The sequence below is a fragment of the Streptomyces sp. NPDC031225 genome, from assembly GCF_055570355.1.
Genome location: NZ_JBVIHJ010000007.1, coordinates 68,684 through 91,453, shown reverse-complemented (window position 1 = coordinate 91,453; position 22,770 = coordinate 68,684). Strand labels below are relative to the sequence as shown.

Sequence of the window (22,770 nt, the reverse complement as noted above, 5' to 3'; positions counted from 1 at the left end):
TGGCGGCCCGTCTCCGTACGGACCGGCCCCGTGCCGCGAGCCACCGGCCTAGCCGTCGCTCACCAGATGACGCACCCCCGACACCACGAACTCCCCGTAGTGCAGCGCCGATCCCAGCGACTCCAGCCGCGCGTAGTGGTCCGGCGTGAGAGCGGCACCGGACCACATACCGGTCTCCGCCATCGCCCGAAGCAGCAGCCGGAAGGCCAGGTCCGGGGTGCAGTGCCGGACGCACTCGGCCAAGGCGTTCCCGGCCTCCGCCGGCACGAAGGAGGCCGCGCCGATCTCCGCCAGGACGGCGTCGGCCAGGTCCATTCCGTCCCACTCGGCGGGCACGGGACCGGGCACGGTGGCGGTGGCGGTGGTGAGGTCGGGGAGATCGGCCCGTGCGTGCCCGGACAGCCAGGACTCGCACAGGCCGACGAGCGTCTGCATCCACCCCGTCCCCGAGGCGACACCGGCCCGTCCTCCGGAGAAGAAGGACGGCCCGACCGCCGTACCGGCCGACCACAGCACCTCGACCGTCCCCGAGGGAATCCGCAGCAGCAGCCGCGCGTCCCCCAGGACCGAGGTGACGAGCGCCGCGTCCAGCCCGTCCCAGAGGTGGTACTCGACGGCCGCGACAGCCGAGGGCCCGCGGTGGGTCCAGTCCGCGTGGAACGTGCTCATCAGCCAGGTCACGCCGAAGTCGGCGTCGTCGTCCGCCCGCGCCGATGCGCCCCTCACCCGTCCAGATCCACCCGCACGGTCAACTGCCCCGCCCCCACGGCCCGTACCGCCGCGCTGTTCATCATCGGCAGCGAGCGCAGTCGTACGGCGATGTCGTCGTCCGGCATCAGATGGGCGGTCCCGGCGTGCCACCGCCCGCGGATCCGCACCCGCACACGCGGATCGGCCGCGATGTTGCGGACGTACTGCGAGCGCTCCCCGAACTCTGAGACCAGCCAGAAGGAGCCGCCGACGCGCTTGCCGCCCACCGGGGTCCGTCGGGGCAGGCCCGAGGTGCGGCCGGTGGTCTCCAGGACGGTCTGGAGGGGCAGTCTGCGCATGAGCGGGTTGAGACGGCGCTGGAGGGCCGTGACGATCCGGTACTTGCGCTCGGTGTTGCGGGACATGACCTCTGTGACTCCCGTCCTTTGTCTTCCGTAACGTGACCGGCGGCCTTGATGATCTCAGGGTGCGGACCGGGCGGACGAGGGAGTGTCGGCGATGCGCGTGGTGACCTGGAACCTGTGGTGGCGTTTCGGCCCCTGGGAACAGCGGCAGAAGGCGATCCTGGCGGTGCTGCGGGAGCTGCGGCCGGATGTGGTGGGCCTCCAGGAGGTGTGGTTGGCGGGCGGTTCAGGTGGCGAGAACCTCGCGGAGTGGCTGGCCGGCGAACTCGGCCTGCACTGGGCGTGGGCCCCCTCACCCGCCTCCGAGCGCTGGCAGCGACGGATCGGCGACCCGGGCGTGGAGGTCGGCAACGCGGTGCTGAGCCGCTGGCCGGTGACCGGGCAGTCCGTCCTGCGCCTGCCGGCCCCCGACGCGCTGGACGACGGCCGCCTCGCCTTCCACACCCGGCTGGCCGGGCCCTCGTACGACATCCCCTTCTTCACCACCCACCTCACCTCGGCCCCCACCGCGTCGGCGATCCGCTGCCAACAGGTCACGGCACTGGCCGAGTTCGTCGCCGCGCACCGGTCCGGCACCGACTTCCCGCCGGTGATCACCGGCGACTTCAACGCCTGGCCCGACTCCGACGAGGTCCGCCGCTTCGGCGGCTACAAGACGGCCCCGGCGGCACCGGACCAACTGTTCCTCGACGCCTGGGAGTACGCCGACCCCACCGCCCCGTCCGCGACCTGGGACCCCGCCAACCCATATGTCCGCGTGGGCCCACCGGTCCGCATCGACTACGTCCACGTGGGCATCCCGGGACCTTCCGACCTCGGCCGCGTCCTGGGCGTCCGGCGCGCGGGCGACGGCCCGGTCGACGGGGTGTGGCCGTCGGACCATGCGGCGGTGGTGGCGGACCTGGCGGACGGGTCAGAGTGACTTCACGAGACCGAGCAGGGCGGCGAAGGCGACGGGGGTGACGGTGACGACGGTCCGGGCGGGATCGGAGTCGGCGAGGTGGACTCCGTCGGGGTCGGTGGATATGTGGACGCAAGCGTCGCCCTCCTGGCAGTAGGACGACTTTTGCCAGCGGTGCGTGGTCATCTCGGCTCCCTCACAGGTTCTGGGCGATGGCGTGGATCAGGTCCCGGGACTTCTCCGGGCTGAGGGCGGTGGCTTCCACGATGTCGAGCAGGTTCCGGTACTTCGTCAGAAGGGCGTCGGCATCGAGGAGCACCGGGCCGTGGAACTGGTCGAGTTGGGCCGTGTCGAGCTGTGGCACGGTCCCGTACAGGTAGTTGATGGACTGGCCCGAGCCGGGGAAGGCACCGACGTCGAACGGCAGCACGCGGATCGTGATGTGCTCCTGCTCGCTCATGTCGAGCAGATGCTGCAACTGGGCGCGGGCCACGTTTCGGCCGCCGACGCGCATGTGCAGGGCCGCTTCGTGCACGGTGGTCCGGTAGGGGGTGGGGTGCGTGCCGTACAGAAGTCCCTGTCGCTTGATCCGGTGCGAGACCCGGTGCTCGACCTCGGGCGGGGTGGGCGTCGGAATCACGTGCTGGAAGATCTCCCGCGCGTGATCGGCGGTCTGCAGCAGCCCTGGCATGTGCGAGGTGTACGCCGTACGCACGGCGGTGGCGTGGTGCTCCAGTTCCGCGAGGTCGAGCAGTCCTGACGGCAGTACCTCGCGGTAGGACTCCCACCAGCCGAAGGTCTTGTCCGTCGCCATGCGGATCAGTGCTTCGACGAATCCCTGGTCCGGGCAGGAGTACATGCGTGCGAGCGCTTGGATCCGCTCGGAACTCACCCCGAAACGGGCCGACTCCACGTTGCTGAGCTGCCCCTGGCTCGTGCCGAGCGTGCGCGCGGCCTCGGTCGCCGTCATGCCCGCGCGCTCACGCATCTTGCGCAGCTCCACGGCGAGCCGTAGTCGACGGGCCGTCAGAGGCGGCCTTGCGGGCATCTGAACTCCTCTTGGACGTGTGTTCCGTGGACAGTCACTCACACGAGGGAAGTTGACCGGAAGTATCTCGAAGAGTCGCAAATGGCATTTGCTGGGCCCCTATCGTCATCTCCAGGCGCCCCGTCTGGAAGCGCACCGTGGGACGCCGCGGCGGAGACACCAGGCACTCGTCCAACTCCCCTCAGTGATCGGAGACTTCCGTTGGCCACCGTATCGCCGTCCTGGAACTACACCCTGCATCTCCCGCGCGATCCACGCGCACCGGGGATCGCGAGGGGTGCTGTGCGACTGATCCTGGCCGCACACGGCCTCCCCGACCTGACCCCCACCGCGGAACTGCTCGCAGCAGAACTGCTGACGAACGCGCACTGCCACACGAAGGGGCCGTACGCCTTCCGCCTTCTCTCGCCGTCCCCCGGACGGGTCCGGGTAGCCGTCTGGGACGCCGACCCCCGGGTCCCACCCGGCTTCACGACCGACAAGGCTCCCCCCGCACTAGACGCCGAGAACGGCCGCGGCCTGCACCTGGTCCGTACCTGCACGGACGCCACGGGCGTGTCGGTACTGCGCGAACTGGGCGCGTCGAAGGGCGGAAAGCTGCTGTGGGCGGAGTGCGAGAACGCGCACCGGGCAGGCCCCGTCCCGTCGCTGGGAGAAAGCCAACGCGGTTCGTAACCGGGTGCACCACCGGGTGGCGAACCTGCGGGAGAACCATCTCCGCCAGGCCACCGCACGTATCCCCGCCGAGTACGGCACTGTCGTGGTCGAGGACCTCAACGTGAAAGGCATGGTCCGCAACCGGCGTCTGTCCCGCCGTATCCGCGACGCGGCGTTCGGGGAACTGCGGCGCCAGCTCACCTACAAGACCCAGCGCCACGGTGGACGTCTGATCGTCGCCGACCGCTGGATGCCCTCCTCGAAGACCTGCTCGCGCTGCGGTGCGGTGAAAGCCAAGCTGCCCCTCGGCGCGCGTGTCTTCCAGTGCGATGCTTGCGGACTCGTCCTGGACCGGGACGCGAACGCAGGTCACAACCTGACCGTTCTCGTGGCGGCCCACCCTCAAACGGGTACCGGAGTGGCCGGAGACCCGGGCCCCGCCCTGGCGGTGGTGCCGAAGCCCTCGTGGAGCCAAGCAGAAGACCCGCACCGCCCGAACCCGCAAGGGGACGAGCAGGCGGGCGGCTGGCGCAACACCCCTCCGGGGGACGGAAGCGAGAGATCGTCGACAGGACACCAGGCGCGAGCAACTCGGGCTCTGGTGACACCGTCACGAACCTTCCGGGCGGAAACGCCCGGAATACTGAGAGTCGTTGAGACTCGAAGCAACGGCAACGTGACCCCGGACCCGCGGGTGCGGGCGCCAGTGGACGCAGAGCCAAGTACTAGTGGACTCACCGGTAACGACAGCCGCAGGCGCCGCCCCGCATTCTGATCGGACAGGTGATCGTGAGGCCGGGTGCGACCGGGAAAGCATATGAAAGCCGCCCCGAGTCGAAAGTCCGGCTTCGCATGAACCTTCACGCTCACGAGGGGAAAATTATGCGCAAGCGCAGCATGGCAATTGCCGGAGCGATCGCGGCGATCGCCATTCCGCTTTCTGCCACGTCGGCCAACGCGGTCGGATACCAGGGCACCACAGGTATACAGAATTCGAACAGTGGAAAGTGTCTGGCGATTCCCGGCGGCAGCTCCGCAGCAAACGGAACGGCTGCCATCCAGTACACCTGCGACAAGGCATCCGACGGTTCATGGGACACCGATCAGCTGTGGACCTGGACCCTCGTTTCGGGGGCGACCTCGACGTACACCATCAAGAACTACGCCACCGGAAAGTGTCTGGCCATCGGCGGCGCCAGTCACACCAACGGTGCGGAGGCGATCCAGTGGCCCTGTAACGGCAACACCGAACAGCAGTGGATCTACGACAGCACCTATCGGCTGCATAACAAGGAAAGCAACCTCTGCCTCGCCATCCCGAGTGCCAGTACGGCGAACGCCGTCGCCGCCATTCAATGGACATGCGAGGCCGTGAGCGGAAACCCCGAGCAGAAGTGGGACCAGGTCGTGTGAGGCACACCCGGCCGGTTCCTGAGCTTCGCGTATGAGAAGGAGGCGGGTGGCGAATTCGCCGCCCGCCTCTTCCGCTGACCACACCATTCGTCCCCTGTACAGCTCCACGGGAACGTGACACAAAAACCTGTCCAACCCGAGGATCAGCGCCTACGCCTTCGGGACCGTCCACTCCCTCGGTTCGTCCAAGCCCTCGGGCTTGTACAGCACGGACTCCGGGCGCTTGGTGCCCGGCACGGCGAACACCAGCTTCCCGCGGGCGCACTTGCCCGCGGTCACCGTGACTTCGAACGGGAACTCCGGCTTCGGGAAGTCGCCATAGGTGGTGCCGGACGGGTTGATGCGGCTGCCATCGCTGTAGTACAGCGTCCAACTGGTCGTGTTGTCGGTGTACGAGCCCTTCGTCCCGCACAGCTTGAAGTCCGCGTACGCCCACACGTAACCCGGCTCACCGGCCTCTTTGTCGGCCTTGCCGACCGAGGTGAAGCCCTGCTTGTAGCCGAGCACGGTCAGGTTGCCTTCGAACGTCTTGGCCGGGTCGGTGTTCTGCACCTTCCAGGTGTCCCCGAAGCTGAAGGGCTTGGATGACGAGGGTGATGAGACAGGTGCTTCCACCGCTCCGGGTGTGGTGACGACGGTCTGTTCGCTGGTGACTGTCGTGGTGGCCGTCGCCGACGGAGCAGCCTTGTCGGCGCCGGAGTTGGCCGTGAAACCGATGAGCACACCGACCGAGAGCCCGGCGACGGCCGCGCCCGCGTGGGTGAGGATGCCTCTGCGGGAGCGCGCGGGATGCGGCGGCTGAGCCGCGTCGTCGCGGGCCTGGGTATGCAGTGGCCCGTCAGGAGGCCCCGACGGGGTTGGGCTCGTCATGGCTTCAGGGTGCGACGGTCATGCTGTTCGCGCACTCCGGAAGCGAGGTGCTGTGCGTGAACGCCGTCTGAGCAGCTCAGTCACCCTTGGTCCTCCCCCGTGAACATGCTGATCAGCCCGTGAGGTGCCGTGTCGCCGAACATGAGGGCGTAGAGCTCGGTGCCCTCGGTGGCGGTTTCGGCGCTGCGGGGGAACATGGCCTGCTCGTACTCGGTGAGCGCGGTCTCGATGTCGTCGGGGTGTGCGGCGAGGGCGTGGGCGAGTTCGGCGCCGTCGAGCATGGCGAGGTTGGCGCCCTCGCCGTTCGGGGCGGCGAGGTGGGCGGCGTCGCCGATCAGGGTCACTCCCGGCACCCGCTCCCAGCGGTGCCCGACGGGCAGGGCGGCGAGGGGGCGCAGAGTCGGGGCGGTGTCGCCGTCGGTGATCAGCGCGGTGAGTTCCGGGGCCCAGCCGTCGAACTCCGCCGCGATCCGCGCCCTCGCCACGGCGCCGTCCGTGAAGTCGATGCCGGCGAACCAGTCCTGCGGCCGGGCGAGCATCACGTAGGTGTGCAGGTCGCCGTCCCGCTCCCGGTGCGTCACGAAACCCTTGCCCGGCGCGAGCACGTACAGCGCCCCGCCTCCGACCATCTTCGCGATGGCCGGGCGCCGGGTGTCGGCGTCGTACAGGTAGATCTCGACGCAGGACATACCGGTGTACGCGGGCACCGCGTCGGAGAGCAGCGGCCGTACCCGGGACCACGCGCCGTCCGCGCCGACCAGCAGGCCGGTGACGACGGTGGTGCCGTCGGCGAACGTCACCTCGTGGCGGCCGTCGCCGAGGGAACGTGTGCCGCTGACCTTGTGTCCCCACCGGACCGTGTCCGCCGGGAGCGAGTCGAGCAGGAGCTGCCGCAGTTCGCCGCGCTGCACCTCGGGGCGCTCGCCCGTGCCGTCGTCGGGCTGGTCGAACAGTACGGTTCCGTCCCGGTCGAGCATCCGTGTCGCCTCGCGGCCTTCCAGGACGAGGCCGTGGAACTCGTCCAGCAGGCCGGCCGCATCGAGGGCCAACCGTCCGTTGTAGTCGTGGATGTCGAGCATCCCGCCCTGCGTACGGGCCGTGGAGGAGGACTCCGCCTCGTAGACGGTGGCCGGGATGCCGTTCACATGCAGGACGCGGGCGAGCATGAGGCCGCCGAGTCCGGCGCCGATGATCGTGACGTGGGTGGAGGTGGTGGTGGTCATGGTGACTCCTCAAGGGGCGCGGGCCGCCGGATCGGTGTCGGCGGGGTCTGTGGAAAGACTCCGGGCCCGCGTCGACAAGCCGCCGACACCGGACCGACAGCCCCGACAGACCACCGACAGTCCCGCCAGGCCACCGGGAACTCCGCCGGGCCACCGGCAGCCCCGTCCGGCCGCCGGGAACTCCGCCGGGCCACCGGCAGCCCCGTCCGGCCGCCGGGAACTCCGCCGGGCCACCGGCAGCCCCGACAGGCCACCGGCAACCCCGTCCGGCGGCCGACCCCGCATCGCCCCCGCGTCGGCCTCGTCCGACAGACGGCCCACCAGGCCCACCCAGCCCACCCGCCCCGCCCGCCCAAAACGACCTCAAAGATGCCGACCAGTCGGTATGGACATCCCCGCGTCGACCCGGTAGAGATGCGGTCATGCGCATCTCCGTGACGATCTTCCTCACCGACGAGACCATCACCCCGACCCGGCTCGCCCGTGAGCTGGAGGCGCGGGGCTTCGCCGGGCTGTACCTGCCCGAGCACACCCACATCCCCGTCGAGCGGGTCACGCCGTATCCGGCGGGTGGGCAGCTGCCGCGCGAGTACGGCCGTACCCTCGACCCCTTCGTCGCGCTCGGCCAGGCCGCCGCCGTCACCGAGCGGCTCGGCCTCGGTACCGGAATCACGCTGGTCGCCCAGCACGACCCGATCGACCTCGCCAAGCAGATCGCGACCCTCGACCACCTCAGCGGCGGGCGGTTCACGCTCGGGCTCGGCTTCGGGTGGAACGTCGAGGAGGCCGCCGACCACGGCGTCGAGTGGCGCAGTCGGCGCGAACTCGTCCGGGACCGGATGGCCCTCATGCAGGCGCTCTGGGCGGACGAACCGACCGCCTACGCGGGGGAGTTCGGGAGCGTGCGGGCCAGTCACGCCCACCCCAAGCCCGTGCAGAAGCGGACCCTGGTGGGCGGTGCCGCCGGACCGAAGCTGTTCTCCCACATCTGCGAGTACGCCGACGGCTGGCTGCCCATCGGCGGCCGCGGCCTGACCGAGTCCCTGCCCGTGCTGCGCGCCGCCTGGTCCGACGCGGGCCGCGACCCGGCCGCCCTCCAGGTCGTCCCGTACGCCGTCCTGCCCACTCCCGGCAAGCTCGCCCACTACGCCGAGCTCGGCATCGAGGAGGTCGTGCTGCAGCTGCCGTCGGCGGGGGAGGAGGAGACGTTCAAGGCGCTGGATGATTATGACCGTTATGTCCAGGGCGGTGTGAGTGGTGTGTGACGTCACCCACCTCCGGTCGGCCCCTCTGACCTGATCACACCGCTCGTATGCTCGAAGGATGACGACTTCCGCGACTTCCGGAACCGGCCCCACCGACCGCCCCGGCGGTACCGGCCCCACCGAGAACTCCATGCGTCGTGCCCTCAAACGGGCCCGGGACGGTGTCGCCCTCGACGTCTCCGAGACCGCGGTACTCCTCCAGGCCCGCGGTGCGGCCCTGGACGACCTCACCGCGTCCGCCGCCCGGGTGCGGGACGCCGGCCTCGCGCAGGCGGGCCGCCCCGGCGTCATCACGTACTCGAAGAGCGTCTTCATCCCCCTGACCAGGCTGTGCCGGGACAAGTGCCACTACTGCACCTTCGTGACCGTGCCCGGCAAGCTCCGCCGGGCCGGCCACGGCATGTTCATGTCCCCCGACGAGGTCCTGGACATCGCGCGCAAGGGCGCGGCCCTCGGCTGCAAGGAAGCCCTGATCACCCTCGGCGACAAGCCCGAGGACCGCTGGCCGGAGGCCAGGGAGTGGCTGGACGCGCACGGCTACGACGACACCCTCGCCTACGTCCGTGCGATCTCCATCCGCATCCTGGAGGAGACGGGCCTGCTGCCCCACCTCAACCCGGGCGTGCTCTCCTGGACGGACTTCCAGCGGCTGAAGCCGGTGGCGCCCAGCATGGGCATGATGCTGGAGACGACGGCCGAGAGGCTCTGGTCGGAGCCCGGCGGGCCGCACCACGGCTCACCGGACAAGGAGCCCGCCGTGCGTCTGCGGGTGCTGGAGGACGCGGGCCGCTCCTCGGTCCCCTTCACCTCCGGCATCCTGATCGGGATCGGGGAGACGTACGAGGAGCGCGCCGAGTCCCTCTTCGCGCTCCGGCGCACAGCGCGGGCGTACCACAGCATCCAGGAACTGATCATCCAGAACTTCCGCGCCAAGCCGGACACCGCGATGCGCGGCATGCCGGACGCGGAACTGGACGAACTCGTCGCCGCGGTGGCCGTCGCCCGTCTCGTCATGGGCCCGGCCGCCAACATCCAGGCCCCGCCCAACCTCGTCGACAACGAGTACGAACGGCTGATCGGGGCGGGCATCGACGACTGGGGCGGTGTCTCGCCGCTCACCATCGACCACGTCAACCCCGAGCGCCCCTGGCCGCAGATCGAGGAGCTCACCGAGCGCTCCGCGGCCGCCGGTTTCGAACTGCGCGAACGGCTCTGTGTGTACCCCGAGTTCGTGCAGCGCGGCGAGCCCTGGCTGGACCCCCGGCTGCGACCGCACGTGGCCGCGCTGGCCGACCCGGACACCGGCCTCGCGCGCCCCGACGCCCTCCCTGTGGGGCTGCCGTGGCAGGAGCCGGAGGAGGTCTTCGTCCCGTCCGGGCGCACGGATCTGCACGCCACGATCGACACCGAGGGCCGTACGTCCGACCGCCGCGACGACTTCGACGAGGTCTACGGCGACTGGGGCGCCCTGCGCGAGGCGGCCGCCCCCGGCATGGTGCCGGAGCGCATCGACACGGACGTACGGCAGGCGCTGCGGGTCGCCGCCGACGATCCGACGCGGCTGACCGACGAAGAGGCCCTCGCCCTGCTGCACGCGGACGGGCCCGCCCTGGACGCGCTGACCCGGATCGCGGACGACGTGCGCAAGTCGGTGGTCGGCGACGACGTGACGTACATCGTGACCCGCAACATCAACTTCACCAACGTCTGCTACACCGGCTGCCGTTTCTGCGCGTTCGCGCAGCGCCGGACCGACGCGGACGCCTACACCCTGTCCCTGGACCAGGTGGCCGACCGGGCCCAACAGGCCTGGGAGGTGGGCGCGGTGGAGGTCTGCATGCAGGGCGGCATCCATCCGGACCTGCCGGGGACGGCGTACTTCGACATCGCGAAAGCGGTGAAGGAGCGGGTCCCGGGGATGCATGTGCACGCCTTCTCGCCGATGGAGGTCGTCAACGGGGCGACCCGGACCGGCATGTCCATCCGCGAGTGGCTGACCACGGCCAAGGAGGCCGGCCTGGACTCCATACCGGGCACGGCCGCCGAGATCCTCGACGACGAGGTCCGCTGGGTGCTGACCAAGGGCAAGCTGCCCACCGCGACCTGGATCGAGGTCGTCGAGACCGCGCACGAGGTCGGCCTGCGCTCCTCGTCGACGATGATGTACGGCCATGTGGATCAGCCACGTCACTGGCTGGGCCACTTGCGCACACTGGCCGGCATCCAGCAACGCACCGGCGGCTTCACGGAGTTCGTGACCCTCCCCTTCATCCACACCAACGCCCCGGTGTACCTGGCCGGCATCGCCCGCCCGGGCCCGTCGATGCGGGACAACAGGGCGGTCGTGGCGATGGCGAGGCTGCTCCTGCACCCCTACATCCCCAACATCCAGACCAGTTGGGTGAAGCTGGGCACCGAGGGCGCGGCGGAGATGCTCCGTTCCGGCGCCAACGACCTCGGCGGCACGCTGATGGAGGAGACGATCTCGCGGATGGCGGGTTCGTCGTACGGCTCGTACAAGTCGGTGAAGGACCTGATCGCGGTCGCGGAGGCGGCGGGCCGTCCCGCACGTCCCCGCACGACTCTCTACGGCGAGGTGCCGGAGGAACGGCAGCAGGCGGCGGCCGTGTCGGACGGGCATCTGCCGGAACTGCTGCCGGTGCTGGACTGAGAGCGGGGTCTTCGGCGATCGCGGCCGGGGCCCGGTGAGACCGGACCCCGGCGACGGCGACGGACCGGCGGTCAGTCGGCGCTGCGGTCCCGCAGGTTGACCACCAGCAGCACGACCCCGCTCAGCACGAAGACGCGAAGCGCCGCGTCGAGGCCGTTCCAGGTGTCCGACTGCCACATGGAGAACCACTCGCCGCCGATCGCGATGAACCCGGCGCCGAACAGCAGCATGAGCATGAGCAGGCCGTAGGTGGAGAACCGCCGGGCCGCGGCGTCGTCCCGCCGCACCCACAGCCACGTGCCGTAGATCAGCACGAGCGCCGCTAGCGTCTCCCAGACGATGATCACGACGTACGCCGTGTTCTGAAGTCCCTTGCTGGTGATGGCTCTCCACATCAGATCGTCGTCCTTGAACGTCGTATCCATTGCGAGAACGTGCTGCACGAACGCCTGGTTCGTCCCGAAGTCCGTGATGTTCCCGAACGCGACGAGCGCGATGTACAGCGCGACACTCGCGGTGAGAAGGGTGGCGGTGAGGTGAAGTGCGCTGCGTGTGGTGCGTGGGGGTGTCGATGCCATGGAGGCCATCTTCCCCCGCGTGGGGCGGTGTGATCCAGATCGGCTGCACCAGAATGGTGGCGTACGGCCAGGACGAAGGGACGGACGGAAATGGCGCAGGCGCGACCGTCGATGCAGGAGCTGATCCGGCAGCGCAGGCGGGCCGGGTTCGTGGGGCGGGGTGACGAACGGGCCGCGTTCCGCACGAACTTCGACCTGCCGCCGGAGGACGAGCGGCACCGTTTCCTCTTCCATGTGCACGGCAACGCCGGGGTCGGCAAGACGTTCCTGGTGCGCGAACTCGACCACATCGCCCGGGAGAAGGGGGCGTTGACGGCCTACGTCGACGAGAGCGTCGGCAGCGTGCCGGAGGCCATGGCGGCGATCAGCCACCAACTCGCCCTCCAGGGCTGCCGTTTCAAGGAGCTGGACCGACTTCTCGCCGCCCATCGGGAACGCCGGCACGAGGCGGAGGCGGCTGCCGTCACCGCCCTCGAAACGGAGCCGGAGGGGCCGTCGGCGGGCAGCATGGTCGCGGCGCGGGCAGGGCTGGCCGGGCTGGGGATGGTACCGGGGGTGGGAGCGGTCGCGGGAGTCCTGGACGCTGCCCAACTGGCGCAGGCGGCCGACAGGTTGAGGGCGGCACTCAGTGCGCGCTTCCGCAGCCAGGACGACGTTCAGCTGGTCATGTATCCGGAGCGGGCACTCACCCCCGTGCTGCTGGACGAACTCACCGACGCGGCGGCCGCGGCACCCTGGATCGTCCTGTTCTTCGACACGTACGAGCGGACCGGACCCTTCCTCGACGACTGGCTGCACGAGGTGATGACCGGCGACCGGCACGGCACCCTCCCCGCGACCGTCGTCGTGGTCACGGCAGGACAGCGCCCCTTCGACACCACCCGCTGGGGAGCCTTCGCCGACTTCATGACGGACGTACCGCTCGGGCCGTTCACGGAGGCCGAGGCCCGGGGGCTGCTGGCAGGCAAGGGAGTCGTCTCCGAGCCCGTCGTCGAGGAGGTCCTGCGCCTCACGGGCGGCCTGCCGGTGCTGGTCTCCACCCTCGCCGAGCAGCGCCCCGCCGACCCCGACGACGTCGGCGACCCCAGCGCCACCGCCGTGGAACGCTTCCTGAAGTGGGAACAGGATCCCGTACGGCGATCCGCGGCCCTCGCCTGTTCCCTGCCCCGCCACCTGGACATGGACGTGTTCCGGGAGGCCGTGGAGTGCCCGGACGACGAGACCGACGCGCTCTTCGCCTGGCTGCGGGCTCTGCCGTTCGTGGTCGACCGCGGCGACCGGATCCGCTACCACGACCTGGTGCGCGAGGCGATGCTGCGGACGCTGCGGGGGAGGTCCCCGCGCGGATGGGTCCGCCAACACCTGCGCCTGGCCGAGACGTTCGGCGAGTGGCGCACGGAGTGCGAAGCCGGGCGCGCCAAGCGGGAGTTGTGGGCGGACGAGAGGTGGCGGGAGCTGCGGCTCGCCGAGTCCTACCACCTGCTGTGCGCCCAGGCACCCGCCGCACTGCCCGTGGTGCTGCGGGACTTCACGGAAGCCTGCGACACGGACGACGTCACGGCCGCCCGCTGGGCACGGACCCTGCTGGACGCGGGCCGGGACGGCGACGCGGAGACGGTGTCGCGGTGGGGGAGCGACCTGTCCCGGGCGCTCGACGAGGGCGGCACGATCGCGGCGCTCGCCCGACTCCTGACCGGGACGGGCCTCGACGAACCGGCCCAGGCGCGCGCCCGGGTGATACGGGGCAGCGCGCTGCGGCGCGTCGGCGCGCTGGAGGAGGCACTGCGCGAGTACGACCGGGCCCTGGCGCTGGACGCCGGGCTCGCGCGCGCCTACCGGGGCCGCGCCTACGTCCGGGGCGAACTCGGTGACTACGAGGCGGCGGTCGACGACCTCGACCGCGCCCTCGCGCTGGAGCCGGACAGCGCCTCCGCCCACTCGGTGCGCGGTGAGTACCACCGGGCCCTCGACCACGCCGACGAAGCGCTCCGGGACCTGGACCGGGGCATCGCACTGGACCCGGCCCACCACTTCGCCTGGGCCTCCCGGGGCGCCCTCCACCTGACCCGGGGTGAACTCGACGCCGCCCGAGCGGACTTGGACCGGTCGCTGGACCTCAACCCCGACTACGTCTGGGCGCTGGTCCGCCGCGCCCGTGTGTGGCGCGGTCTCGGCGACCCCGTCCGGCGGCTGGCCGACCTGGACCGCGCCGTGACCCTCCAGCCCGACTGGCCCTGGGGCCGCTGCGAACGCGGCGACGCGCTCCGCAACGCCGGCCGCGTAGAGGAGGCCCTGCGCGACTACGACCATGTACTCGCTCTCGCCCCCGACTACGCCTCGGCCCACGCGAGCCGAGGCGCCGCCCTGCTGCAACTGGGCCACCACGAAGAGGCCCTGACAGCCCTGAACCGCGCCCTCGACCTCAACCCCGCCTACACCTGGGCCCTGTGCCGCCGAGCCGAAACCCACCTCGCCCGAGCCGCCATCGACCTGGCCCTCGCCGACGCGGACCGCGCCTGCGAACTGAGCCCGCACGACGGGGCGGCACGCGCGGTGCGGGAGCGGGTGCGGGGGCTTGCCGGATAATCCTCAGCCCCATTGCTCGGGTGCACCAGGATCACGACCCGTTCCGCAAATTCTCCAGCTCAGGAATGGGAAAGGAGACGCCACCCAAGCCTTTGAATACCCGTCCATGCCCCCGCCTCGAACCGGCACATCGTCAGCTACAAGAACCGCACTGCGAACGAAATCCCTGACGCCGACCCGCCCGTGCCTTCGCAAACTGCCTCCGCTCCAGCGGCCGGACTCCGATTCCATGTCCGCAAAATGGTTGCCTCGCTGTACCATTGCGCCGCCTTCAGCAACGTCGCCTGCGGTGCCGTCGAACACCGATATCTGCTGCTCGGAAAAAGACGGGCGTGCTGATCTCGCGTTCATCGGCAGCACGTTCCCTATGGGGTTTCAATCTCCATCTAGACGCAACTGTATTTCATCTTTTTCGCGACAATCATGAGCCAGTCTGAGTGCGTTTTCCAGGAACTCCTTCACTGCAGGATCTACGACTCGCAAGAATTCGACCTCGATTTCCGAGATGAATTGATCCATCTCGCTCGAACTCAAGATCAGAGTCCCGTAGGGATCCACTCGACTCAGCATAGGGAGCACGCTCGATCCGCAAAGGCGAGCGAATTTGTCGTGAAGATCGAGGGCAGCGTCCACCTGAGTCGTCCGCCGCCTCGTGCTACCCCCTCGTTGCCCCACGCGCACGAGGGCCACATCTACACCCACAACACCTCCTTGATTGAGAGCCCGATGTCACAGGCGCGCGCCACTCGGGCCCCTCGGATGGGAAGGCCGTGATTAGTTTTTGATCACGAACCAGAACCCGAATATAGTACTGATCATCTCCAGCTCCGTTCCGTCCGATCGGATTCGGGAGCTCTTAATGGTACGCCCCGTCGCCGGTCTGGCCATCGAGTGCGCGATTGATCATTTTCTGGATCTTCGCTTGGCTCGTTGTCAAGAACTTGCTCTTGTTGGGTAATTTGCCGCCACGAACAACATGCCGATCCCATATGTGGCCCCCAGCGCCCCTTCGGAATTGGCACAGGGTAGCTGGAATTGTGGACGAGAACAGGCGTGGCCCCCGCCAGCACATAGTAAGTGTGCAGGTCCTGAACCGTCAGATTGAAGGTGACGATTTGACCGGTGTAGTCACGGACATGGAGGCGGCGCCGTCCGTTTTACTCGCTCCAAGCCATCGCTCAGAGGCGTCACCGCCAGCGTCTACTCCCACATCCCCTCATTCAGCAAGCGACTCGGACGAACACCCCACGGAGATTATCGACGGCGGCGGGATTCGGCGAATTCGTCAAGCAGGGCGAACAGTACCGAAACGGCTCGGTCATCTTCCTCCGGAGTGAAGTAGCGGATATCCGGCAACGCACCGTCCTTATAAATTTCACACAGGACGAGCAGTGGCCAATACAGCTCAGGTCGCCCCTTCCCGCGAGCGACCAGCCACCCATGGAACTCCCTTAGCACCCGACACCCCGCCCCCTTCTCATACCCATCCAGGAAGGCGCAGGTCCCTTCGTAGGTTCTTTGCATCACATAGACGCCGTGATACCTCTTGAACTTGGAAAGGAATTCAAGCATGGTGCGATCGCCCTCAGAATCCGAAATCGATATCATCTCCATAGGTCCACAATCCCTTGAATTCTTCACTGTCGATGCCATCGGGATGCCATTGATCAAACACCTTTCCGTCTCTGACTACCACGGTGTGATGGAACCAGGTTTCGTCAACCTCCTTTCCGCCTGGCTTATACGGCCCCAACGGCCAATCCGTGCCATCAGGGCCAGTAAAGGTTTTGATTTCTCCACCGTTCTTGGCTGTAAATTTCGCGGCCCATTCATCGCAACCCGCGTTGTGGACGAGGACGGGCGTGTTACCAGCCAACACATAGTACGTGTGCAACCCCTCGATCGTGAGGTTGTACGTCCTGGCGTGATGGTCGAATGATCTGTTGTCCGTGACGATCGCAGTTCGGCGGTCGTCCGTAAGGAGGGCCATGCCGGCTGTGAGCTCGTGGGCCTCGATCCAGCGCTGTTCCGACGGTGACCAGAAGGGGTGTTCGTAGGTCGCGGTGAGCTTTTCGACGCCCTGGTCTGTTGCGATGGAAAGTTCGTTGAACTTCTTGTCGTTCTCGGGGCGAATGAGACGCGTGACTTCGCCGGCCTTGGTTTCGCCGGTCTCAGGGTCCGTGGCCCATACTTCGTCGCCGACCCTGACGTCCTCGATGTCCTTCGTCGTGCCGTCCGCCATGAGGACGTCCGTCCCGGCGAGGAAGCATTGGCAGCCCCCGCTCTTCTTTTTGGCGGAGGGAAGCCGTCCGAGTCCGGAAGAACCGCTCGATTTTTCACCCTCGCTGATTCCTGTGACGACTTTGTCGGCGAAGAAGTTGAAGAAAAATCTCTTTTCCGATGGGCATCCGGTTTTGTCGCATGATTCTATTAGTGCTGTGCTTATGTCGGCCTGGGCAAGTAGTTCATCCGGGTATTCCAGGTAGAAGTCGAGACCGTAGTAGGACAGTTCGTTCAGTCGCGCGTAGAAGAGACTGGCGAATTCTGCTGTCCCGTGCCACTCGGCAGGTATGTGGACGCCGGGGAGCAGGGTGATGTACCCGTCTCCGTTCACGTCCGTATTCGTCTGCCCCTCGTCCCTCCAGGTGACCTCGGTGTCCCTGTCCTTGGCGTTGGTGTTGCTGTAGCCAGGGTTGGTGACACCGTCACCGTTGCTGTCGTTCTTGGGGCACGGAATGTCGAACCCGTTGCCCGCCCCGCACGCGATGCTCAGCCCGCTTGGGTCGGAGTGGGTGACTGGATTCTGCATGCCGTAGCTGTAGCCGTTCAGCGTCTGATGCAGGTCGAGTTGGAGCAGGGGGTCGATGCTGATGAATTGCCCCGTGCTGGGGTCGTACTCGCGTGCTCCGACATGAGTAAGGCCAGTGCCGGCATCGGCGCTCATGCCCAAGAAGCCCTTGTCGTCGGGCCATACGCCGGTCGTCGCACCGCGGGCCGCGCCGAAGGGCGTGCTGTAGCGCTTGGTCAGGGCCTGGTTGGTGTCGCTGGTAACGGAGATGGTGCTGGTGCCGTGCTGGTCACCGCCGAGGAAGCTCAGCTTCTCGGCGCCGGACTCGTTGGTGCGCAGGGCGATGGTGGCGCCGGCTGCCTGGTAGTAGCGGTTGGCCCATTTCTTGCCGGTCTTGAGGTGGACCTCTGTGTTGCCGAGGTAGAGGACGGTCTCACCGCTGGAGGCGTTGTCGCGTCGGATGAGCAACCCGCCGTCCGCGTCGTAGAGGTAGTTGGTGGACGTGGCTGACGCGTCGTCGGTCAGGCGGCTGAGTCTGCCTTCCGGGTTCCAGGCCAGGGTCTGCGCGGTGGTGGACCCAGCGTTCTTGACGCGTGTCTTCGTGCTGCCGGTGTCGTCGTAGGTGTACTGCTTGGCGACTCCGGTGCAGGAGCCCGTGGTGGTGGTGGCGGTCAGTGCGTGGGTGCGGGCGGAGTCGTAGCAGTACGTGCTGGTGACTGGGGTGGCTGTGTTCTTTTTCTCGGTCTTGCGCTGGCCGGAAGCGGTGTAGGTGTAGCTGGTCCAGTAAGGGGCCGGGCCGCCGAGATTCGTCGTGGTGCGGCCAGAGGTAGCGCAGTCGGCTGTTTTGGGAGTCCAGGCTTCGCTGAGACGGCCGTATGTGTCGTAGGTGAAGCACTGGGTGTCCGCGCCGGTTCCGATGTCAGCGCTGTCGGAGATGCCCGTGACGTTGCCGGCGAGATCGTAGGTGTACGTGAGGTCCTGGACAGGACCCCGGGTCTGGTCGTCGGCTGCGGCCTTCAGCAGGCGACGCGTGCCCTTCTCGTAGGTGTTGGTGAGGAAGACTCGCTTGACGCCTTCGATGTCGGAGGTTCCCAGCTGGAGTTGGCCGACCTGACCGAGCGCCGTGTAGTCAGCGGCCAGCAGATAGCTGGATTTGCCGGACAGTCCGGTCTGCAGGCCAGCACTGTTGTAGACGTTAGTGAGCGATTCGGAGGGGAGACCGGCGGCGGCGGGCTCCTTGAAGCTCGAGACCGAGCCGTCCACGAAGTAGCCCGTCTCAGAGGTGACCGGATTCAGCACCGCCCCGGACTTCACCAGAGGGTCGTCGGACGGCAGGGTGAGGCTGGTGGCAGTCGGCCGGTAGCGGTTGTCGTACGCCGTGACTTCTTTAATGTACGTGTCGCCGTCGTCGTACCGGATGGACGCGGTGGGCTGCCCCTTGAGGACGGTGTCGTAGGTCCATGCGGAAAGCCTGTTGGCGTCGGTTCGGCTGGTGTGCCACAGACCGGTCTTGCGGCCGAGTTCGTCATAGGAGTAGAGGAGCGTGCGGTCCTCGTCGTCCGTGGTGCTGTCGACCTGGTCCAGCTCCGTATACCTGGTGATCGTGGTGCCCTTGTCCGGGTCCACGGTCTTCACCGTGCGGCCGAACAGGTCGTACGTGTAGGACCAGGTTGCGTTGTCGGGTCCGGTGACGGTGCTGGGCTTGCCGTCTCGGGTCGGGGTATGGCGGACGCTTGTGTAGGTCGTGCCGGAAGTGGAGCCGTAGGCGGTGTCGTTGGGCTGCGTGCCCGCGTAGGTACGGGTTTCGGTGGTGCGGCCGAGGGAGTCGGTGATGGTCCGGGTGGCGTTGCCGCCGGCGGGGGCGGAGGTGGCGGTCGAGTCGCCGGTGTACGACGTGGTGGTCTCCCACTTCTTCACGCCGTCGACGAGGAAGGTCTCCGTGGTGGGTCGAGCGGCGCCGTCGAACTGGGTCTGGGTCTGGGCTCCGCCTCCGTACGGCGCTTGTGCGTAGGTGCCGCTGGGGCTGTTGGCGCTGTCGTAGATGTCGGCGTAGGTCTCGTAGGCCAGGCCTCGGCTGTTGTAGCGGGTGTCGGTCAGTACGCGGCCGCCGAGGGCTGAGGGTGACTGGACCTGCAGGGCACGCAGCTGCGAGTCGAAGAGGGTGAATGTGGTGTCGTACGTGGTGCCGTTCGCTTTGAGCGTGGCCACGGACGACCAGGGCGCCTTGTTCCGGGCGATGCTGTAGCCGAATTTGGCGCTGGGTGTGTCGGCGGTCTTGGAACGGCCGGGCAGCCAGGTCGCGGTGAGGCGGCCGAGGGCGTCGTAGCTGTGCTCGGTGCGCTTGAGGTTGGCGTCCTGCGTGTAGTTGACCGTGCCACGGGACGGGTTGTAGCTGGTGCTCGTCTGATGGGCCTGACCGTTGGAGGCGAGCTTGGGCGCGGTGACGACCTGCGTGGCCAGCGGGCCTGCGGCTGCCGGGTAATAGGCGGTCGTGGTGGTACGGCCCTTGGCGTCCGTGGTGGTGAGGGAGCGGCCCAGTTTCGCGGCGGCGGTGTCGTAGGTGGTGGTGGTGACGGTCTGCCAGCCAGTGGCGGCCGGAGGATTGCGGTCGCTGGTATCGGACGCAGCCGGGTAGGCCTTGGCCCGGCCGGTCCAGGTCGGCAGGCCAAGTGTGGGGGTCTGGCCGGCCGTCCATCCGGTTGCGCCGGCGGTGTCGTAGACGACGGCGGCGTCGGACAGGACGTCACCGCGGCTGTCGGCGTTGACGGGCAGACTGAGAGCGTCGTCCGTCTTCGCGCAGGACTTGGCAACGGTACGGGTACGTGAGACCAGGTCGGTCAGGCCCTTAGTGTCGTTGCGGGCGTACCAGGTACGGGTGCAGGTCTCGTCATCGGAGACGGCCCGGTCGCCCTCGTCCTCGACCTTCGTCGTCATGCCGTACTTGGTGTCATATGTGTACGAAACACCGGTGGAGCGCCACTTCTTCGCTGCCGTCAGATAGATGTGGCTGGAGGTGCGAGCCGTTCGGACGAAGTGCGCGGTGATGTCCGCATACGACTTCTTCTGGGTGGCCGTCTGCTGCGCCCAGAAGTCGTGGACAGTGGCGGTGATCGCGGTGGTGCCGTTGTACGCGATTTCCTGGCGCAGCCGACCGGAGTAGCGGTCGTCGTCGGTTACGTCGGCGACGTCGAGGTCGTCCGTGGTCACCGCGGCGTCGTTGCTCAGGTCAATGCCCTTGACCGTCGCAGTGCGGCTGGGCCCGTTCTTGCGCTTGTCGCCGTTCATCCCCTGCATGAACAGCTTCACGTTCTTCGAGCGGGTGGTACCAGGGTCGCCGGTGTAGGAGGTGACCTTCTGGTACCCCCGCCAGACCGACCAGGTACGTTCTTTGTCCTTGGTGAACGGATCGTCGTTGTAGTGCCAGGCAGGGCTGGAGTAGTCGTAGGAGAGCTGGGTGCCCGGGTTGCCCGCGGCAGGGTCGTTGGTGGTGATGGAGGTGACCCGGTACTTGTGGAACCAGTCCAGCTGGGTGTCGCCGCCGTTGATCGCCCAGTAGACCGGGTAGCAGGACAGACTGTTGTCGTCTTCCTCTGTCGGCATGTTGCTGCCGCGGACGCACTCGGGTTCCGAGAAGGTCACGGAGGTGATCGCGCCGGTCTCGGTCGTGATCGTGCCGATACGGGGACGGGTCAGAGGCAGGATGCTGCCGCCACCCGGCTGGGTGCCTCCGGCCACCCGGTTGGGCCGCTGCTGGTAGGTGAACTCGATCGGCAGCGTCGGTACGGCGGTGCCGTCCTTGCCGGTGCGGGTCAGCGAGATGAGACTGAGGGACTGGTCGGAGCTGTTGTCGATGTCATGCCCGTCCCAGAACTCCTGGCCCAGAGCGTAGGAGTCGACCGGCATGAAGGCGTCCGGCTCTGCCGCCCGGGACCAGTAGTAGGTGTCGATGGCCGTCAGGCGCTTGCGGGTGAAGAACGTCGGTCCGGTGGCCTGGCAGTCGGTTTCACTCGCTGAGCAGATGGTGTCGAAGGGGACGTCCGGCCAGTCGTCGGCGGTGTCGGCGGTCAGGGACGAGCAACTGGTGGCGAAGCACCGCTCCTTGTAGGAGAAGGCGACCTTGTCCGAGGCCGGTGCGGTGAACAGTGTGTCGGCACGCTGGCCGTAGCGGATCTCGTCGAGGTATCCGCCGCGCGTGTAGGGCTTCGGTGCCGCTTTGTCGCCGTTCTTGGCGTAGTGGTTGTCCTCCGCGGTGTACCAGTACGTGGAGGCGTTGCCGTGGACGTCCTGAACCAGGTCCAGGTTCCAGCGCCATGCCTGGACCTGGGAGCGGGCCTTGAACTCGCTGCCCTTGTCGTAGCCCGGTTCTTCCTTGTCGTCACCGAAGACGGGGACGGTCCACGTCGACTTCGTCCGCTCGGTGCCGGCACCGGGCAGCTTGTTCAGGCCGAAGGTGTATATGGTTCCGTTGCTGGTGGTGAGCTCCCAGTACTCGCCGTCCTCGTCGTTGTTGTCCGCGCCCTTGCGCCGGACCACCTTGGAGGCGTCGTCGTCCTTGAGATGCCACTCGTCCTTGGTGTCGGTGTCGTCCTTGACGAGTTCGGTGGCCTGCCCGTTCAGCACGAGTGAGGCGTTGTCGTACTTCCAGCACAGATCGCTCTTGTCGGTCTGCCCGTCGTCTTCGCACGAGCCGTAGGTGCGCTCGATGTACGACGAGGTGATGTCGAAGCCCTCACCGATCAGGGATCCCTGGTTGTTGGTGTTCGCGGTCCGTCCGTCAGTGCGGCCGGAATCGTACGACAACGCCAAGGACGGAGAAGGCCCCGCAGCCGCCGGCGGGGTGGTGATCGGGTACGACCACGTGAACGAGCCGGAGGAGTTGCCCGCCTGCCAGGTCGAGGACGCCGCCAGCGGGCTCGCCTTGAAGTCCCCGGCTCCCGTGGCGGACTCGGCCGCCGTCGTCGCCATGACGGCCATGACCGTGGGCGCGTGCTGCGACGTGCCGGAGATCGGAAGGCGGGCCGTGAGGGTCTTGGCCTTCACGTTGTTGGCGGAGGCCAACTCCTCTTCGGGGGTACGGCAGTCCTTCTTGCTGGGCGTGGTCAGTGCACAGGCCGGCAGGGTGACCAGACCTATGCGTGAGGACCAGTTCCCGCCGACGGCAGAGGCAAAGGAGCTGTAGTCGACGGTGACCTGAGCCTCCCCAGCCCTTTGCGCCTCGACCGTGAACAGCACGCCCGTCACCCCGGCCTGGCGGGCCGTCTTCTGGTCCAGAACGACGACCTCGGCGTCACCCTTGGCACTCGCTCGCCCCGACGCGCCAGCAGCTTTGACAGACCCCACTGTGACGACGGCATCGTCTTTCCCGGCGCCGGACAGCGACTGCTCGGTCGTGGAGGGCTTGGGCCAGGTGCTGCGGCGCTCAGCACGCGCCGAGTCGAACAGGCTCTGGTTGGCCTTTCGTTGCCGAGCCACCATGCTGCGAGCCGCTGCGGCCTTGGGTGAGGTCACCTCCACCACCCGGGTGGGCTTGACCTGGGGTACATCCGGTCGGCCCGGCAACTCGGCAGCCACAGCAAGCGGGGTGAGAGGCGCCGGTACCGACATGACGGCGGCGAGCAGCACGGTCAGCGCCGTGCGCCGGCCACGAAGACGGAC

General features: G+C 67.9%; 15 protein-coding genes and 2 pseudogenes. 7 read left to right on the top strand and 10 right to left on the bottom strand.

Translation table 11 applies throughout. The features are described from left to right. Positions 1 to 48: 48 nt before the first annotated feature. A complete protein-coding gene (locus ACZ48Z_RS14020; protein WP_468736076.1) occupies positions 49 to 726 on the bottom strand; it encodes a hypothetical protein in 678 nt (225 codons plus the stop codon). Next, a complete protein-coding gene (locus tag ACZ48Z_RS14015) occupies positions 723 to 1,115 on the bottom strand; it encodes a nitroreductase/quinone reductase family protein (protein ID WP_468736075.1) in 393 nt (130 codons plus the stop codon). The genes ACZ48Z_RS14020 and ACZ48Z_RS14015 overlap by 4 nt, the downstream gene beginning before the upstream one ends. Before the next feature lie 94 nt (positions 1,116 to 1,209). On the opposite strand from ACZ48Z_RS14015, the gene ACZ48Z_RS14010 reads away from it, so the two are divergent. Beyond that, positions 1,210 to 2,037 carry an endonuclease/exonuclease/phosphatase family protein gene (locus ACZ48Z_RS14010; RefSeq protein ID WP_468736074.1) on the top strand — a complete coding sequence of 276 codons (828 nt, stop codon included), beginning with the start codon at positions 1,210 to 1,212 and terminating at the stop codon, positions 2,035 to 2,037. Here ACZ48Z_RS14010 and ACZ48Z_RS14005 read toward each other — a convergent pair. Together ACZ48Z_RS14005 and ACZ48Z_RS14000 are read right to left on the bottom strand one after the other, a co-directional pair. Then, positions 2,029 to 2,202: a DUF397 domain-containing protein gene (locus tag ACZ48Z_RS14005; protein ID WP_468736073.1), complete on the bottom strand. Its 174-nt coding sequence runs from the start codon at positions 2,200 to 2,202 to the stop codon at positions 2,029 to 2,031. The two genes, ACZ48Z_RS14010 and ACZ48Z_RS14005, sit on opposite strands and share 9 nt — an antisense overlap. A gap of 10 nt (positions 2,203 to 2,212) precedes the next feature. Continuing rightward, the gene (locus ACZ48Z_RS14000; RefSeq protein ID WP_468736072.1) at positions 2,213 to 3,064 is read right to left on the bottom strand and encodes a helix-turn-helix domain-containing protein; all 852 of its coding nucleotides are present in this window, start codon (positions 3,062 to 3,064) and stop codon (positions 2,213 to 2,215) included. 201 nt (positions 3,065 to 3,265) lie between these two features. Between ACZ48Z_RS14000 and ACZ48Z_RS13995 the strand changes: the two genes are divergently transcribed. The 3 genes and pseudogenes from ACZ48Z_RS13995 to ACZ48Z_RS13985 all read left to right on the top strand — a co-directional run bounded on the left by ACZ48Z_RS13995 (position 3,266) and on the right by ACZ48Z_RS13985 (position 5,134). Beyond that, positions 3,266 to 3,739 (top strand): ATP-binding protein, encoded by a 474-nt coding sequence (locus ACZ48Z_RS13995; RefSeq protein WP_468736071.1) that lies wholly within the window; start codon positions 3,266 to 3,268, stop codon positions 3,737 to 3,739. After that, positions 3,720 to 4,496: pseudogene (locus ACZ48Z_RS13990) on the top strand (RNA-guided endonuclease InsQ/TnpB family protein); the annotation flags it as partial. The gene ACZ48Z_RS13995 and the pseudogene ACZ48Z_RS13990, both read left to right, overlap by 20 nt. A gap of 107 nt (positions 4,497 to 4,603) precedes the next feature. Further along, positions 4,604 to 5,134, top strand: a complete 531-nt coding sequence (locus ACZ48Z_RS13985) for an RICIN domain-containing protein (protein WP_468736070.1) — start codon at positions 4,604 to 4,606, stop codon at positions 5,132 to 5,134. A 150-nt stretch (positions 5,135 to 5,284) separates the two neighbouring features. Here the strand turns inward: ACZ48Z_RS13985 and ACZ48Z_RS13980 are convergent, their stop codons facing one another. Together ACZ48Z_RS13980 and ACZ48Z_RS13975 are read right to left on the bottom strand one after the other, a co-directional pair. After that, the gene (locus ACZ48Z_RS13980) at positions 5,285 to 6,004 is read right to left on the bottom strand and encodes a DUF4352 domain-containing protein (protein ID WP_468736069.1); all 720 of its coding nucleotides are present in this window, start codon (positions 6,002 to 6,004) and stop codon (positions 5,285 to 5,287) included. A gap of 80 nt (positions 6,005 to 6,084) precedes the next feature. Further along, on the bottom strand, positions 6,085 to 7,227 hold the full coding sequence (locus ACZ48Z_RS13975) for an FAD-dependent oxidoreductase (RefSeq protein ID WP_468736068.1): 1,143 nt from the start codon (positions 7,225 to 7,227) through the stop codon (positions 6,085 to 6,087). Between the two features lie 422 nt (positions 7,228 to 7,649). Between ACZ48Z_RS13975 and ACZ48Z_RS13970 the strand changes: the two genes are divergently transcribed. After that, positions 7,650 to 8,492: an LLM class F420-dependent oxidoreductase gene (locus tag ACZ48Z_RS13970; protein WP_468736067.1), complete on the top strand. Its 843-nt coding sequence runs from the start codon at positions 7,650 to 7,652 to the stop codon at positions 8,490 to 8,492. A gap of 58 nt (positions 8,493 to 8,550) precedes the next feature. Then, positions 8,551 to 11,163 carry a bifunctional FO biosynthesis protein CofGH gene (locus ACZ48Z_RS13965; protein WP_468736066.1) on the top strand — a complete coding sequence of 871 codons (2,613 nt, stop codon included), beginning with the start codon at positions 8,551 to 8,553 and terminating at the stop codon, positions 11,161 to 11,163. A gap of 71 nt (positions 11,164 to 11,234) precedes the next feature. Here ACZ48Z_RS13965 and ACZ48Z_RS13960 read toward each other — a convergent pair whose 3' ends face one another. Continuing rightward, positions 11,235 to 11,741 carry a DUF2165 domain-containing protein gene (locus ACZ48Z_RS13960; protein ID WP_468736065.1) on the bottom strand — a complete coding sequence of 169 codons (507 nt, stop codon included), beginning with the start codon at positions 11,739 to 11,741 and terminating at the stop codon, positions 11,235 to 11,237. A gap of 90 nt (positions 11,742 to 11,831) precedes the next feature. Between ACZ48Z_RS13960 and ACZ48Z_RS13955 the strand changes: the two genes are divergently transcribed. Next, positions 11,832 to 14,327, top strand: a complete 2,496-nt coding sequence (locus tag ACZ48Z_RS13955) for a tetratricopeptide repeat protein (protein ID WP_468736064.1) — start codon at positions 11,832 to 11,834, stop codon at positions 14,325 to 14,327. Positions 14,328 to 15,355: 1,028 nt separating this feature from the next. On the opposite strand, the pseudogene ACZ48Z_RS13950 reads toward ACZ48Z_RS13955, so the two are convergent. The 3 genes and pseudogenes from ACZ48Z_RS13950 to ACZ48Z_RS13940 form a co-directional block, all read right to left on the bottom strand. Beyond that, positions 15,356 to 15,436, bottom strand: a pseudogene (locus tag ACZ48Z_RS13950) (hypothetical protein); the annotation flags it as partial. A 145-nt stretch (positions 15,437 to 15,581) separates the two neighbouring features. Continuing rightward, a complete protein-coding gene (locus ACZ48Z_RS13945; RefSeq protein ID WP_468736063.1) occupies positions 15,582 to 15,941 on the bottom strand; it encodes a hypothetical protein in 360 nt (119 codons plus the stop codon). Then, the gene (locus ACZ48Z_RS13940) at positions 15,913 to 22,719 is read right to left on the bottom strand and encodes a polymorphic toxin-type HINT domain-containing protein (RefSeq protein ID WP_468736335.1); all 6,807 of its coding nucleotides are present in this window, start codon (positions 22,717 to 22,719) and stop codon (positions 15,913 to 15,915) included. The genes ACZ48Z_RS13945 and ACZ48Z_RS13940 overlap by 29 nt, the downstream gene beginning before the upstream one ends. Between the last annotated feature and the right edge of the window lie 51 nt (positions 22,720 to 22,770).